Below are 14,060 nucleotides of genomic sequence, written 5' to 3' on the forward strand. Positions count from 1 at the left end.
AGGACTTGACGTGCCGCGCTGATGCTGTATGAGCATAAACCAGGTCGCACTGAAATCGAGGGAGATCACACGTCGCCCATTCGTTCGCAGAGCTCTGCCCGAATAGTTGAGTTCGACGGTCACGACGCCGGACTGGAGTGGCGGCGCAGCACGGTCGCGGTGTGCTAAGGATTGTTCATGGCGATCTGTTCCAGCCGCACTCGCTGGTCCGTCAATGTCTGACGCCCTGCTGGTCGTCGGTGGGCTGCTCGCCCTTCTCGGAGGTGCAGAACTCGTCGTCCGTGCCGGGACCGGCCTGGCCACCAGGCTCTCAGTTCGCCCGATCATCATCGGGCTGACTGTCGTGTCGGTCGGCACGAGCGTGCCCGAGCTCGCCATCGGGATCGACGCGGCGGTGAACGACAGCCCCAACCTCGCGGTCGGCAACATAGTCGGCACCAACCTCCTGAACTTTCTGTTCATCCTCGGACTCAGCGCCCTGCTCATCCCGATCGCGATCGACCGAAGAACGCTCAAGTTCGACCTGCCCGCGATGATCGCCTCGACGCTCGTCCTCTACCTCTTGTCCCTCGACGGCATTCTCACTCGTCTCGACGGCGCCCTCCTCGTGGCGGGCGCAGTCGCCTACACACTAGGTCTGCTGTATGTCAGCCGCCGTGAGACGACGGACGTCCAGGAGGACTACACAGGCAGTGTCTCGGCGTCCTCGGAGCAACGGCTGACACGCATCGGTCTGTCACTCGTGCTCGGGCTCGCGTTGGTCGTCCTCGGCGCCGAACTGCTCGTCGAAGGGGCCGTGTCCGCCGCCAACGCGTTAGGCATCAGCGACGCGGTCGTCGGACTCACGATCATCGCGATAGGCACGTCCGCACCCGAGCTCATCACCACCATCATGTCGACCATTCGGGGTAACCGGGATATCGCGATCGGCAACCTCCTTGGGTCGAGCATCTACAACATCGCGGCAGTACTGGGTCTGACCGTCCTGATCGCACCCAACGGCGTTCCAGTCTCCGAGGAGGTGCTCAACGCCGATCTCGTCCTCCTCGTGGCCGCCATGGCGGCCGCGTTGCCAGTTCTCGTGAGCGGCGCCCGGATCACCCGAGCAGAGGGCGGGCTGTTCGTCGCCACCTACGTCGGTTACCTGGTGTGGCTACTCCTGACACGTACCTGATAGGTACGTCAGCACGCCGTGACCACGTCGAAGCGGCCGCCCGCCGACTCCTGGAGGGTCGTCACGGTGGCGTCGCCCTGACCCAGGTAGTCCTCCGAGACCTCGGCGTAGAAGGGGTTGTAGGGGTTGGTGCCGTACGAGTGGGCTCGCCCGGCAGCCTCGTGCTGGGCGTTGGTCGCCGAGCCGCAGTAGAGGCCCGGCTCGGTCGGCGGGTCGGTCGGCTCCTCCGTCGGCGGATCCGTCGGCGGGTCGGTCGGCTCCGTGCCCCGCTCGACCCGGCGGTTGTTGTCGAAGAAGAAGTCGGTGACGTACGCCGGGTAGTCGATCGAGTTCGTCGTGACGTACGAGCCCCCGGGGCCGCCGCCGGCCGGCCAGTTGTGTCCCATCCCGGTGTTCTGGATCAAGGACACCCGCGGACCGTTGCCGTCCGACCAGAGCGTGCCGGAGCCGGCCTTGTTGTTCCCGGCCAGCCCGGACAGGGAGAACGAGGACTGTGACGAGGCGCCGTAGATCCCGGCCATGACCTGCGCGTTCAGGGTGTTGTAGCCGGGCGCGACGGTGGTGTCGTTGGAGCCGTAGATCACCGAGGTGACCTGGCTGCCGAACCCCGAGGAAGCGGAGCCGGCGAAGGTCCGGCAGGTGTTGGTCACCTGCGACTGCGTCACCGCCACGGACCCGATCTGCCCCGACGTCGTCCCGACCGAGGGGCCGGCGTTGATCCCGATCCCGGCGAACACGTCGGGCGCGAGGCAGCCCATCACCATCGTCTCGCCGCCGCCCGAGGACAGCCCGGACAGATAGACCTGGTCGGGGTCGATGTCGAGCGCCGGGTCGGCCAGCAGGTCGCTGACCAGCTGGAGGAGGTTGTCGTCGTGCCGCCCCGGCGAGGTCCGGGAGTGGTTGCTGTCGTAGTAGTCCCAGCACCCGAGGAGTACGCCGCCATTCGGCGCCGCGGGGATCGCCACGACCATGCCGCGCGCATCCGCGGTCGCTGCCCAGTTGCCGCCGTCGCGGAGAGCGGCCGAGGTCTGGACGCAGCCGTGCAGACTGACCATGAGCGCGCGCCCGGTGCCGAGCGTCGGCGCGGTGCCGGGGACGTACAGCTGGGTCGTCATCCCGCCTGCTGTCCGAGCCGACCACGTCCCCGCCGCGGCCGTCGAGCTCTCGGCCGAGGCGACCGCCACGACCGCTCCGCCCGCCAGCACCAGTCCGAGGCCCGCGATCGCGGCGCCGATCCGTTGCTGCCGCAGCTGCCGAAACCTGGACGAGATCCGTGACCCGAGACGCATGACCGATCCTCCTGTGGGAGCCCCGCCCGCCGTCTCCCGGCAGGCAGATCGACGGTAGATGTGACGGTCACCACAGGTCTATGTCGACCCGCACCACATTCCTGCGCTCGGACGTGTCGATCCGGCGCCGGTCACCGGTAGAGCTCCTCGTCGATGCTCGCCAGCCGCGACGGATGGACCCGCTCCCCCAGCCCGTAGAACTGCTGGAAGCTCATCACCAGTGGCCGCCAGCGATCCGGGTCGATCCGGTGGGGATGACCCTCGAGGCGCAGATCGGGCGCAACCCGCACCGCGGTCACCGCGACCTCCACCGCCAGCAACTTCGGCTCCCCGAGCTCGTGCAACGCTCGCACCGTCCCCTCGATGTGCACCGGACACTCCGCGACCGACGTCGGCAGCACGGTGTCCGAGCCGTACGCGGTCAGCCCGGCGTGTGCGTACTTGTCCGACACGTGCACGTATCCCCGCTCCGCCTTCGCCGCCGACATCGCTGCGTTGCCCGTGCTCAGCGCGAGCCGGTCGACCTCGGTGACCAGGTCGACGCTCGGGAGGTTGAGGACGATCTCCGGCCGCTCCCGCACGTTGAGCGCCGTCTGCGACGACGCCCCGATCCCGAGCACCGCCGTACGTCCCAGCCAGAAGACCGACGACATCGGCATCAGGTTCGTGGTGCCGTCCTCGTTGAGTGTCGAGAGCACCACCACCGGCGTGCCGAAGTAGAGGATGGCCGGATCGATGTCGACATGCGTACTCATGCCTCGAACCTAGGGTCCGACGCGGACGACTTCCGGCGGGTATCCGACGGCGCAGTCAGGGCCGGCGGGTGAATCGGATCGTGCCATCCGGCAACCGCTCATGGACATACGCCGGGGCGTGCGCCAGGCGGTGATGATGCTGGCACAACAACGCCCCGTCCTTCAGGTCGGTCTTCCCGCCCGCTGCCCAGGGGTCGAGGTGGTGGGCGTCGCACCACTCCGGTGGCATGTCGCAGCCCTCGGCTTGGCAGCACTTGGCCTGCAGTCGGAGTGCTTTGCGTTGGATGGGTTGGAAGAACCTGCTGGCTCGGCCGGCATCGAGGACCTCACCGTCACCGCCCAGCACCCAGGGGATGATGGTGGCGTTGCACGCCATCCGTCGGGCTTCGGCGGCGGTGATGGTGGTGCCGTTGGTCTCGTCATAGCCCAGGGTGGCGGTGCCGAGGTCTTTGCGAAGCTCCTCGAGGGAGATGACGACGTTGACCACGGTGGCGTCGCCGCCGTGGCGGGGCAGGGTGGTGGGGTCGATGGTCTCCAGCAGCCGCGAGAACCCCTGGCCCATGAGTCGTTCCCACCGCGGCAGCGGGGCACCCTTGTCGACGAGCTGTTGTTTGCGGGGCTGGGCATAGGCCTCGACCAGCCGTTTGAACCGCATCCCGACCGAGACCGGCAAGACACCGTCGAACCCGACGGTGCCGTCGTGGTTGTCCCACACCCGCAACGCGGTCCTCTGCTGGGCGCGTTCCTCCTCAGCGAGGAGGGCCTGGGCTTCGGCGTCTTCGAACCGGGCCGGGTCGATCTCGGCCAGGATCTTCCTGCCCATGATCGCCAACTCGTTCGCGGTCAGCCTGGTGGCGTAGTCCACGAGCAGTTTCTCGGCCAGGACCAGGTCCTCGGCGCTAGCGACCGGGTCGGCCTCGATCTTGTCCAACGCCTTCGTGATCACCCGGGCCTTGTCCGGGGAGACCACACCCTGGGCGAGACCGTCGGCGACGAGCTCGTACTGGGCGACCTTGGTGGCGAGCTTGATCTGCGACCGGGCCACGGCCTTGTCGACCAAGAGCTCGGCACGCATCCAGGCAGAGGCGTCCCGGTCACCGGTCTCTTCGGCGATGTCACCGGCCGTGGCCAGCACTCGCAGCCGCAATGCGGCCTGCTGGGTCTGGATCGTCTCCAACCTGGTCAGCAGATCCTTCTTCTGGCTGGTGCGCCAATAGACCGGATCACTCGCAAGTAGGTCATGGAGGGAGGACTCGATAGCGGCCAGAGCGGTGTCGATCGCATCACCGGGGTGGCTGCCCCAGTGGTCGACGTCGCGGTCCAGACTCATCGTGATCCCTCCCCCATAGGCGGGGCGTGTCGTGATGGGTCTGATTCTACGCTTTCAAGGGATACCTAGCCACCTATAGGTGCAGGTCAGAAGCCAGTTTCGCGGTCAGCGAACGACCTCGCTTCTGTGGATGGTAAGTGGCCCGAAGGGCCACCCAACACCCCCACAAGCCCCACCAATCCCGGAAGGTTTCCGCTGCGCCACACCCGGGCCGCCGCCCCGATAGCCAGCCAAATCTTTTCTCGATCTGGTCCGGAGTCCAGGACCGCGAAGCGGCCGGCGAAGCCGGCGCCCGAAGGGCGTCCTTGACGCCGGACCAGATCGAGAACACCCTCAAAGCAAGGGTCGGCGGCTCACCCCAACCACGAAACAACAGCCCCTCAACAGCCACCCTGACGAACCCACACCCGCAACCGACGGACGACCGCGTCAACAGAACCATCCTGAACCGCCCGCCCGAACACACCATCGTTGAACCTCTCACCCCGGACGTACACGGTCGCCAACCGAGCAGCATCAGCAACCGGCGCGCCGGCAAGCATCGAAGGATCCGAGACCAGCGGATTCCCGCGCATCCACTTCATCCAGTCGACCGACGCCCCCGGAAGCGATCGATAGAGCCTGCGGACGCGGTCGGGGTAGACAGGCCGGGCGACGTCACGGTCCTCGTCCGTCAGCGCATCAGCAGCGTCGAAGAGCTCGAGCCACGTCGCGTCGGGCAGGCTCCGCAGCCAGGCCTCGACCTGGGCGTCCGAGGGTTCGAGGGCCTCGCGGGCGCGGTCGAAGATGTCGTACGCCTTCTGGTCGAAGAGCACGACACGCACCTCGTCGACCGAGGTCGGGGTCCGGGCGAGGGTCCACAAGGAGACGTACGCGGCCTCCTCGAGCGGGTAGCGGTAGACACCGGTCGAGATCGCCGGGAAGGCCACCGTGCGCGCCCCGAGCTCGTCGGCCACCCGCAGCGACTCGCGAAAGCACGAGGCCAGCGGCCCGATGTTGTCCTCGCAGTCGGTGTGGACCGGGCCGACCGTGTGGATGACCCACCGCGCGGGCAGGTCGCCGGCGGTCGTCGCGACCGCCTCGCCGACCGGCAGCCCACCACCGAGGTGCCCGGCCCGCAGCCGTCGGCACTCCTCGAGGATCGCCGGGCCGCCTCGCCGGTGGATCGCCCCGTCGACCCCTCCCCCGCCCAGCAGGGAGGAGTTGGCGGCGTTCACGACCGCGTCGACCTGCTGCTCGGTGATGTCGCCGCGTACGACCGTGATCCTCACTCCGTCAATCTAGATGACCGGTCCATTCGGCGGTCGTCTGTGCACTACCACCGCAAGCAACGAAGGTGTGCGATAGCGCTTCGGCGTAATGACGGCCGCCCGAAGGCGTCCCACGTACGACCGTGACAGATATCTGACAGCCGACGACCAGATAGTGGCCCCATGAAGACACGCATCGCTCACTACACCCTGGCGGCCCTCCTCGGGGCTCTTGCCACGTTCGGCCTCACCGTCGCCACGGCCCCCTCGGCTTCGGCGATGTACGTCGATCCCGGCTGCGCCGCGGCGCCTGACGGCAACGCCTACATGCAGGTCTATGTGGTCGACGACCCGTCCGCGCCGATCAAGATCGGGCGCTGGGTGAACCAGCACCGGTGGTACAACTACGGCTCCTACAACCTCACCAACGAGTTCGGCGAGCGGCGAGTCGTGAACTGCCAGTGGGGCGGTGCCCGAGTCCAGCTGTGCTACGGGTACGGCGGCACCAACTGTGCGATCACCATCCCCGCCGGGCAGGTCTGGGAGGGTTCGATCACACCGATCAACTCGGTGAAGCTCCTCCGGTAACCAGGATTCCGGGGCACCGGATCGCTGCAGCCGGCCACCCCGTTCCCGCAGTCATCGATTCTGCCGATGCATTAAGCCAAAAGGATTCGTTTGCCAGAGGAACCCGAGGGTCACGACCATTGGTGGTGCGCCTCACACCCTTTGGAGAATGAAAACATGCCAGACCAGCCAGTCGTCGAGAAGCACACCATCGGCTACGTCCCACCCGAGGACCGCCATGGCAAGGTACGCGACCTCTTCACCCTGTGGTTCGGGACGAACATCGCTCCCCTGCCCGTCGTCACCGGTGCCGCCGGCGTCACCGTCTTCGGGCTCGATCTGTTCTGGTGCGTCGTGGCCATCGTGGTCGGCCACCTCGTGGGCGGCGTCTTCATGGCGCTGCACTCGGCCCAGGGCCCGCAGATGGGCATCCCGCAGATGATCCAGAGCCGCGGCCAGTTCGGCTCCTACGGGGCACTGATCGTCGTGGTGATCGCGGCCGTGATGTACCTGGCCTTCTTCGCCTCCAACATCGTCCTCGCGGGCCAGTCGCTGCACGGCATCGCCGATCCGATCCCGGTCGAGGCGGGCATCGTTCTGGGCGCGCTCGGCTCGGGCCTGATCGCCGTGATCGGCTACAAGGTGATCCACTCGCTCAACAAGGTCGCCACCTGGGTCCTCGGCATCGGCATCGTGCTCGGCACCGTCGCGATCTTCGTCGCCGGCGTGCCCGCGGGCTTCTGGACGCAGGGCGGCTACAGCACCGCCGGGTTCCTCGCGACGGTGTCGCTGGGTGCCCTGTGGCAGATCGCGTTCGCGCCGTACGTCTCGGACTACTCGCGCTACCTGCCGGCGAGCGTCGGGGTGAAGGCGACCTTCACCGCCACCTACCTCGGCTGCACCCTCGGCTCGATCCTGCCGTTCGTCTTCGGCGCGATCGTGGCGCTGGCGATGAAGCCGGGCGTCGAGGTGATGACCGGGGTCCGCGACACCACCGGTGCGTTCGGTACGCCGCTGCTCATCCTGTTCCTGCTCTCGGTGATCAGCCACAACGCGCTCAACCTCTACGGCACCGTGCTCTCGATGATCACCTGCGTGCAGACCTTCCTCGCCAGCTGGATCCCGACCGCGCGCAGCCGCGTGGTGCTGTCGCTGCTGGTGATGGCCGCCTCGACGTACTTCGCCATCGGCGTCTCCGGCAACTTCATCTCGCACTTCGTCGACATCGTGCTCGCGCTGCTCGTCGTGCTGGTCCCGTGGACCGCGATCAACCTGATCGACTTCTACCTGATCCACCGCGGCAACTACGACCTCGACTCGATCTTCGCGGCCGACGGCGGCATCTACGGTCGCTTCAACGGCCAGGCGATCCTCGCCTACGTGATCGGCATCGTCGTCCAGATCCCGTTCATGGCGACGCCGCTCTACACCGGGCCGGTCGCGGACAAGCTCGACGGCGCCGACCTGAGCTGGATCATCGGCCTGGTCGCCACCGCGCCGATCTACTACCTGCTCGCGCGCGGCCGCAAGCTCGCCCCGAGCGAGCTGGCGCTCGCCTCGCACGCCTGAGGCACCCAGCACTCCCACGGCGGGGAGGTCGCGTCAGCGGCCTTCCCGCCGTCGTGCTGCCCGGCCCGAGGAGCGGACGAAGGCCTGGGCCCGGGCGGTGAGGCGTACGCCCTTCATCGAGGCCAGCACGACCTCGAGGGGCTCGACCGGGTCGCTGATCTCCAGGGTCACGATCTGCGCACCGTCGTACGTCGTCTCGCTGGCCGGGCGCTGGTTGAGGACCGACCACCCCTGGCCGTTGGCGACCATCGCCCGGACGGTCTCGAAGCCGGCGCTGCGGTGGCGGATCTGCGGGCGGAAGCCGGTGGACTCGACGAGCCGCTCGAAGTACTGGCCGCTGTGCGGCAGGTCCAGGAGCACCATCGGCTCCTCCTCGAGCTCGGCGAGGGCGACCTTCTTGCGGCGCGCCAGCCGGTGGCCCTTGCCGACGAGGACGTACGGCGCCGCGAGGCCGACCTGGACGTGGTCGATGTCGTCGTCGAGGTCGTAGCCGTACATGAGCGCCAGCTCGCAGCTGCCCGAGCGCAGCGCGTTCTTGAGCGCTGCATGCTCGTCCTCGACCACGGAGACGTGGATGCCGGGGTGGTCGGCCTCGCAGGCGGCCAGCAGCCGCGGCAGCTCGAACGGGCCCAGGGTGGTGAAGCAGCCGATCGTGAGGTCGCCGACGAGCGCCTGACCGGCGGAGCGCGCCACCTCGACCAGCTCGCTGGTGTGCACGAGGTAGCTGCGCAGCTCGCGGTAGAACTCCTCGCCGGCCGCCGTCAGGGTCAGGCCGCGCGCGTGGTGGCGGAGGAGGAGCTGGACACCCAGCTCCTTCTCCAGCTGCGCGACGGCCGTCGAGACGGCCGATTGCGAGACCACGAGCTGCCGTGACGCGGCGGTCATGGAGCCCAGCTCCGCAGCCGCGGCGAAGTAGCGCAGCTGCGTCAGGGTGAAGGACGGCTCGGCCATGCGGGCCATCCTGCCGGAAGTCACTCCCGTTTCGCGCCGTTCGCGCTATTCACGCCGTTCGCCCCCTCGACTCCGGACGCGTCCAGGTTCGCGAGCGTCTCGGGTCGCAGCAGCGCATCGAGGACGGCAGGGTCGAGACCGCCGGTGGCGAGGGCGAGATCTCGCACCGCACCTCCACCGCTCAGCGCGGCCTTGGCGATCTCCGCGGACTTCGCGTAGCCGAGCAGCGGGGTCAGGGCGGTGGCGAGGCCGGCGTTGCCGGCGGCAGCGGCGGCGAGCTTGGCGGCGTCGACGGTGATCCCCTCGACGCACATCTCCCGCAGCGAGTCGAAGGCCGCTGCGGTCCAGGTGAAGCCCTGGAGCAGGCCGTGGGCCATCACCGGCTCGAACGCGTTGAGCTGGAGCTGGCCGCCCTCGGCCGCCATGGTGACGGTGAGGTCGTTGCCGATCACCCAGAAGGCGACCTGGTTGACCATCTCCGGGATGACCGGGTTGACCTTGCCGGGCATGATGCTGGACCCGGCCTGGCGGGCGGGGAGCTGGAGCTCGGCGAGCCCGGCCTGCGGACCCGAGCTGAGCAGCCGGAGATCGTTGCAGATCTTGGAGGCCTTGACGACGATCCGCTTCAGCACGCTGGAGACCTGCACGAACGCACCGGTGTCGCTGGTCGCCTCGACGAGGTCTCCGGCGCCGACGACCGGCAGCCCGGTGATCTCGGCGAGGTGCTGGACGGCCAGGCGGCGGTAGTCGGGGTGGGCCGTGATCCCGGTGCCGATCGCGGTGGCACCGAGGTTGATCTCGCACAGCAGCACACGCGAGTCGGCCAGCCGGGCCAGCTCCTCGCGCAGCGTGATGGCGAAGGCGCCGAGCTCCTGGCCGACCGTCATCGGGACGGCGTCCTGGAGCTGCGTACGGCCGATCTTGGGGACCGCGCGGAACTCGGCCGCCTTGCGGGCGAAGGAGTCGGCGAGGGCCTCGGTGGCCTCGACCAGGCGGTCGATCGCGCCGACCAGGGCGAGCCGGACGGCGGTCGGGTAGACGTCGTTGGTCGACTGGCAGCGGTTCACGTGGTCGAGCGGGTGGATCTCGTCGTAGCTGCCGAACGGCAGGCCGAGGATCTCGAGCGCCCGGTTGGCGACGACCTCGTTGGCGTTCATGTTGGTCGAGGTGCCGGCGCCGCCCTGGATCACATCGACGACGAACTGGTCGTCGAGGGCCCCGTCGCAGACCTCCTGCGCGGCGGCCACGATGGCATCGTGGCGACGGTCGTCGAGGAGGCCGAGCTCGTGGTTGGCGCGCGCGGCGGCGACCTTGACCGCGCCGAGGGCGGCGACGAGCGAGCGGTGGCGCCCGACGGTGGTGCCGCTGATCGGGAAGTTCTGCAGCGCGCGGGCGGTGTGCACGCCCCAGTACGCGGTCGCCGGGACCTCGAACGGGCCGAGCGAGTCGTGCTCGGTGCGGGTCGGTGGGGCGTCGATGGTGGTCATCGTGCGGTCGCCTCCTCGGCGACGTCGAGCGCGGTCCAGGCCAGCGCGGTGGCGGCGTCGAGGAGCGCCTTCTCGGCGTCCCCGCCCACGCAGTGCGCGGCGAACTCGGGCTGGTGGTTGAGGGCGGTCCCGGAGTTGATGCCGACGTAGGGGTGGATCGCGTTCACGACCTGGGAGACGTTGCCCATGTCGGTGGAGGCGCGGTTCATCCGGCGAGCGGGGGTGCCCGGGTCGAAGACCCGGCCGATCTCCTCGGCATTGCGCCGGTACGCCGCCAGCGCGGGCGTGAAGGTGCGGAACTCGGCGTACGGCTTGCTCTCCGGTTCGACGGTGAGCTTCGCGCCGGTGGCGAGCGCACCGGCCTCGAAGCAGCGCCAGACCTTCTCCTCGGTCTCCGCGAGCTGGGCGAGGCTCTCGGCGCGGACGTACCAGCGGCCCTCGGTCCGCGCGGGGATGGCGTTGGGCGCCTCTCCCCCGTTGGTCATCACGCCGTGCACGCGCACGGTCGGCGGCAGCTGCTGGCGGAGCAGGCCGATCGCGACCTGGGCGATGGTGAACGCGTCGGCGGCGTTGACGCCCTGCTCGGGATAGGCAGCCGCGTGGGCCGCCTTGCCGCGGTACTCGACGTGGGAGTGCGACACCGCGAACGGCTCCGCCTCGGCGACGTCGACCGGCGCCGGGTGCGCCATCATCGCCAGGTCGAGCCCGGTGAAGGCACCCCGCTCGAGCAGCTCGATCTTGCCGCCCCCGCCCTCCTCGGCGGGGGTGCCGTAGACCTCGATGGTCAGGCCGGCGGCGTCGGCGAGCGGCGCGAGCGCGCGGGCGGCGCCGACGGTGATCGCGGAGATCAGGTTGTGGCCGCAGGCGTGGCCGAGGCCGGGGAGGGCGTCGTACTCGGCACAGAGGCCGAGCCGGAACGGGCCGCTGCCGAAGGTCGCCAGGAACGCGGTCTCCAGGCCGAGGTAGGCCGGGGTCACGGTGAACCCGGCCTCCTCGAGGGACTCCGCGACCCAGCGGGAGGAGTTGTGCTCCTCCCAGCCGGTCTCGGGGTTCGCGTGCAGCTGCTCGGAGAGCCGGATCAGGCGCTCGGCGTCGCCGCGGACGGTTGTTGCCGCGTACTGCTTCGAGGTGGTCATCACTCGTCCCCGGGGACCCCGTAGGACGGGGCGGCGGTGGGGTCGAGGCCGCGGGTGACGTAGTCGTCGCGCTGCGGCAGCCAGACCTTCAGCAGGTCGCGGAGCTCCTCGACCGGGCGCTCGCTCCAGTCGACGCGGAGGTCGGTGACCCGCCAGGCGACGTCGCGTACGACGGACAGGCCCGCGGAGTGCAGCGGCCCGGCTTCGCCGCCGGCAGCCAGCCCGGCCTCGAGCGCGGCGAGCAGCCGCTCCTCGAGGTCACCGGTGGCGGCCTGGAAACCGGCGACGACGGCGTCGACGACCTCGGTGCCCGCCAGCATGTTGCCGGCGGCGACGACCTGGGGCGCGACGGCGTGGTGGTGGACGCCGAGCGATCCGGACCCGCTGTACGCCGCACCGGCGCCGTCCAGCGACAGCACCGTCAGCTGGCGGTGCTCGATCAGGTCGCGGCCCTGGGTGACCGACGCGAGCGCGGCCCGGGCGTCGAGGCCCGAGGCGAGCGCGTCGAGCAGCTCGGCGCCCAGGCGCGGGTCGGTGATGTTCTGCGAGGAGGCGCCGCCGACGCCGGGGCGCAGGTGGATGCAGCGCGCGGCGACGGCCGGGCTGGAGGAGGTCACGGCGATGCCGACGGCGCCGTTGCCGTCGGTGGCGAGGACGGAGAAGGTCACTTCGTCACCTCGGGGATGACCGCGATCGCGTCGACCTCGACCAGCCACTCCGGGCGGGCCAGGGCGGAGATCACCAGACCGGTGGAGATCGGGTGTACGCCCTTCGTCCAGCGGCCGATCGTCCGGTAGACGGTCTCGCGGTAGCGCGGGTCGACGATGTAGATGGTGAGCTTGACCAGGTGCTCCATCTCGGCACCTGCCTCCTCGAGCAGCATCTTGATGTTGGCCATCGCCTGCTCGGTCTGCGCCTCGACGTCGCCGATGCCGACCGACTCGCTGGTGTCGAGGTCCTGCCCGATCTGACCGCGCACGTAGACGGTGTTGCCGGCGACGACGGCCTGGCACAGGTCGTTGTCGAGGTTCTGCTCGGGGTAGGTGACGCTGGTGTTGAACGGGCGGATCCGGGTGTGTCCGCCGACGACGATGCTGCTGGGTTTGTTGGTCTCCACGACGACCAGTCCACCTCGTCGCGGAGCATGTGTCCAACAGATGTTTCCGCGGACTACCGTCAATGAAACAGATGCAATGGCGACGACGACGATTGCATCGGTTGATCCGATCGGTAAGGCCAACAACATCTGTTGGACACGAGCAACGTGGCGGCTCAGGATCTGAGTATGTCCAACGAACAGATCGAGGTCCTCGTCGTCGGCGCCGGTCAGGCCGGCGTGGCGATGAGCGAGCACCTGAGCGACAACGGCGTACCCCATCTCGTGCTGGAGCGCGACCGGATCGCCGAGCGCTGGCGCACGATGCGCTGGGACTCGCTCGTCGCCAACGGCCCCGCCTGGCACGACCGGTTCCCGGGCCTGGAGTTCCAGGACGTCGACGCCGAGGCGTTCGCCACCAAGGACCAGGTCGCGGCCTACTTCGAGGCGTACGCCGAGAAGATCGCCGCTCCGATCCGGACCGGCGTCGAGGTCACCTCGGTGACCCGCCACGAGGGCCGCCCGGGCTTCCGGGTGGAGACCTCCGACGGTGTCATCGACGCGCGCTTCGTGGTCGCCGCGACCGGCCCGTTCCAGCGGCCGGTCTACCCGCCGATCGTCCCCGACGGCGCGGTCGCGCTGCAGATGCACTCGAGCGACTACCGCAACCCCGACCAGCTTCCCGAGGGCAACGTCCTGGTCGTCGGCGCCGGCTCCTCCGGCGTCCAGATCGCCGACGAGCTGCAGCGCTCGGGCCGGCAGGTCCACCTCTCGGTCGGCCCCCACGACCGTCCCCCGCGGAGCTACCGCGGCCGCGACTTCTGCTGGTGGCTCGGCGTCCTGGGCCTGTGGGACCTGGAGACCCCGGCCGCCGGCGCGGAGCACGTCACGATCGCCGTCAGCGGCGCCCGCGGCGGCCACACCGTCGACTTCCGCGCCCTCGAGGCGCTTGGGATCCAGCTCGTCGGGATGACCGACCGGTTCGACGCCGGCACGCTCACCTTCCGCGAGGACCTGGCCGAGAACATCGCCCAGGGCGATGCCAACTACCTCGCCCTCCTCGACGCCGCCGACGAGTACGTCACCCGCAACGGCATCGACCTGCCCGAGGAGCCCTCGGCCCGCGACCTCGGCCCCAGCCCTTCAGCCGCGACCACGCCGCTGCTCTCCGTCGACCTGGCCGAGGCCGGCATCACCACGGTGATCTGGGCGACCGGTTTCGCGACCGACTACGGCTGGCTCCAGGTCGACGCGCTCGACGAGAACGGCCGCCCCGCCCACCGCCGCGGCGTCTCCACCGAGCCCGGCGTCTACTTCGTCGGCCTCCCCTGGCTCTCCCGCCGAGGCTCGTCCTTCATCTGGGGTGTGTGGCACGACGCCAAGCACGTCGCCGGCCACATCGCGACGCAGCGCAGCTACGCGGCGTACGACCGCCAGGCCCGCTCCTGACCGACCT

Annotated in this window: 13 protein-coding genes and 1 pseudogene; 4 read left to right on the forward strand and 10 right to left on the reverse strand. The window is 69.3% G+C overall.

Annotated elements, in window-relative coordinates:
* Positions 1-214 precede the first annotated feature (214 nt).
* Complete coding sequence (locus ACIRON_RS17805) at positions 215-1,174, forward strand: calcium/sodium antiporter (RefSeq protein ID WP_402993904.1); 960 nt, start codon at positions 215-217, stop codon at positions 1,172-1,174.
* A gap of 8 nt (positions 1,175-1,182) precedes the next feature.
* Here the strand turns inward: ACIRON_RS17805 and ACIRON_RS17810 are convergent, their stop codons facing one another.
* The 5 genes and pseudogenes from ACIRON_RS17810 to ACIRON_RS17830 all read right to left on the reverse strand — a co-directional run.
* Positions 1,183-2,463 carry a PHB depolymerase family esterase gene (locus ACIRON_RS17810; protein WP_402993906.1) on the reverse strand — a complete coding sequence of 427 codons (1,281 nt, stop codon included), beginning with the start codon at positions 2,461-2,463 and terminating at the stop codon, positions 1,183-1,185.
* Positions 2,464-2,594: 131 nt separating this feature from the next.
* Entirely contained in the window at positions 2,595-3,218 is a 624-nt protein-coding gene (locus ACIRON_RS17815; protein WP_091046910.1) for a flavin reductase family protein, read from the reverse strand.
* Between the two features lie 55 nt (positions 3,219-3,273).
* Positions 3,274-4,548, reverse strand: coding sequence for a DUF222 domain-containing protein (locus tag ACIRON_RS17820; protein ID WP_402993909.1), 1,275 nt, complete (start codon positions 4,546-4,548; stop codon positions 3,274-3,276).
* Positions 4,549-4,928: 380 nt separating this feature from the next.
* The gene (locus ACIRON_RS17825) at positions 4,929-5,336 is read right to left on the reverse strand and encodes a DUF6508 domain-containing protein (RefSeq protein ID WP_402994262.1); all 408 of its coding nucleotides are present in this window, start codon (positions 5,334-5,336) and stop codon (positions 4,929-4,931) included.
* Positions 5,316-5,819, reverse strand: a pseudogene (locus ACIRON_RS17830) (O-acetyl-ADP-ribose deacetylase); the annotation flags it as partial. The gene ACIRON_RS17825 and the pseudogene ACIRON_RS17830, both read right to left, overlap by 21 nt.
* 162 nt (positions 5,820-5,981) lie before the next feature.
* On the opposite strand from ACIRON_RS17830, the gene ACIRON_RS17835 reads away from it, so the two are divergent.
* Complete coding sequence (locus tag ACIRON_RS17835; RefSeq protein ID WP_402993911.1) at positions 5,982-6,386, forward strand: hypothetical protein; 405 nt, start codon at positions 5,982-5,984, stop codon at positions 6,384-6,386.
* Positions 6,387-6,542: 156 nt separating this feature from the next.
* A complete protein-coding gene (locus ACIRON_RS17840) occupies positions 6,543-7,934 on the forward strand; it encodes a purine-cytosine permease family protein (protein WP_402993913.1) in 1,392 nt (463 codons plus the stop codon).
* A 33-nt stretch (positions 7,935-7,967) separates the two neighbouring features.
* Here the strand turns inward: ACIRON_RS17840 and ACIRON_RS17845 are convergent, their stop codons facing one another.
* Genes ACIRON_RS17845 through ACIRON_RS17865 form a run of 5 tightly spaced genes read right to left on the reverse strand, consistent with a single transcriptional unit; the run spans position 7,968 to position 12,625 of the window.
* The gene (locus tag ACIRON_RS17845) at positions 7,968-8,885 is read right to left on the reverse strand and encodes a LysR family transcriptional regulator (protein ID WP_091046902.1); all 918 of its coding nucleotides are present in this window, start codon (positions 8,883-8,885) and stop codon (positions 7,968-7,970) included.
* Positions 8,886-8,905: 20 nt separating this feature from the next.
* A complete protein-coding gene (locus ACIRON_RS17850) occupies positions 8,906-10,372 on the reverse strand; it encodes an aspartate ammonia-lyase (RefSeq protein WP_402993916.1) in 1,467 nt (488 codons plus the stop codon).
* Positions 10,369-11,508: a M20 family metallopeptidase gene (locus tag ACIRON_RS17855; RefSeq protein ID WP_402993918.1), complete on the reverse strand. Its 1,140-nt coding sequence runs from the start codon at positions 11,506-11,508 to the stop codon at positions 10,369-10,371. Before ACIRON_RS17855 ends, ACIRON_RS17850 begins: the two co-directional genes overlap by 4 nt.
* A complete protein-coding gene (locus ACIRON_RS17860) occupies positions 11,508-12,176 on the reverse strand; it encodes a DUF1028 domain-containing protein (protein WP_402993920.1) in 669 nt (222 codons plus the stop codon). The genes ACIRON_RS17855 and ACIRON_RS17860 overlap by 1 nt, the downstream gene beginning before the upstream one ends.
* The gene (locus ACIRON_RS17865; protein WP_402993922.1) at positions 12,173-12,625 is read right to left on the reverse strand and encodes a RidA family protein; all 453 of its coding nucleotides are present in this window, start codon (positions 12,623-12,625) and stop codon (positions 12,173-12,175) included. Before ACIRON_RS17865 ends, ACIRON_RS17860 begins: the two co-directional genes overlap by 4 nt.
* Before the next feature lie 168 nt (positions 12,626-12,793).
* Here ACIRON_RS17865 and ACIRON_RS17870 point away from each other — a divergent pair, with 168 nt between their 5' ends.
* Complete coding sequence (locus ACIRON_RS17870) at positions 12,794-14,053, forward strand: flavin-containing monooxygenase (RefSeq protein ID WP_402993924.1); 1,260 nt, start codon at positions 12,794-12,796, stop codon at positions 14,051-14,053.
* Positions 14,054-14,060: the final 7 nt, after the last annotated feature.

It is taken from the genome of Nocardioides sp. NPDC101246, from assembly GCF_044767415.1.
Taxonomy (GTDB): domain Bacteria; phylum Actinomycetota; class Actinomycetes; order Propionibacteriales; family Nocardioidaceae; genus Nocardioides.

What these genes read in the sequence shown, in the direction of transcription:
- ACIRON_RS17810 (WP_402993906.1), bottom strand. Translation starts at nt 2,463, where the DNA reads ATGCGTCTCGGGTCACGGATCTCGTCCAGGTTTCGGCAGCTGCGGCAG.
- ACIRON_RS17835 (WP_402993911.1), top strand. Translation starts at nt 5,982, where the DNA reads ATGAAGACACGCATCGCTCACTACACCCTGGCGGCCCTCCTCGGGGCT.
- ACIRON_RS17820 (WP_402993909.1), bottom strand. Translation starts at nt 4,548, where the DNA reads ATGAGTCTGGACCGCGACGTCGACCACTGGGGCAGCCACCCCGGTGAT.
- ACIRON_RS17805 (WP_402993904.1), top strand. Translation starts at nt 215, where the DNA reads ATGTCTGACGCCCTGCTGGTCGTCGGTGGGCTGCTCGCCCTTCTCGGA.
- ACIRON_RS17870 (WP_402993924.1), top strand. Translation starts at nt 12,794, where the DNA reads ATGTCCAACGAACAGATCGAGGTCCTCGTCGTCGGCGCCGGTCAGGCC.
- ACIRON_RS17840 (WP_402993913.1), top strand. Translation starts at nt 6,543, where the DNA reads ATGCCAGACCAGCCAGTCGTCGAGAAGCACACCATCGGCTACGTCCCA.
- ACIRON_RS17855 (WP_402993918.1), bottom strand. Translation starts at nt 11,508, where the DNA reads ATGACCACCTCGAAGCAGTACGCGGCAACAACCGTCCGCGGCGACGCC.
- ACIRON_RS17850 (WP_402993916.1), bottom strand. Translation starts at nt 10,372, where the DNA reads ATGACCACCATCGACGCCCCACCGACCCGCACCGAGCACGACTCGCTC.
- ACIRON_RS17815 (WP_091046910.1), bottom strand. Translation starts at nt 3,218, where the DNA reads ATGAGTACGCATGTCGACATCGATCCGGCCATCCTCTACTTCGGCACG.
- ACIRON_RS17845 (WP_091046902.1), bottom strand. Translation starts at nt 8,885, where the DNA reads ATGGCCGAGCCGTCCTTCACCCTGACGCAGCTGCGCTACTTCGCCGCG.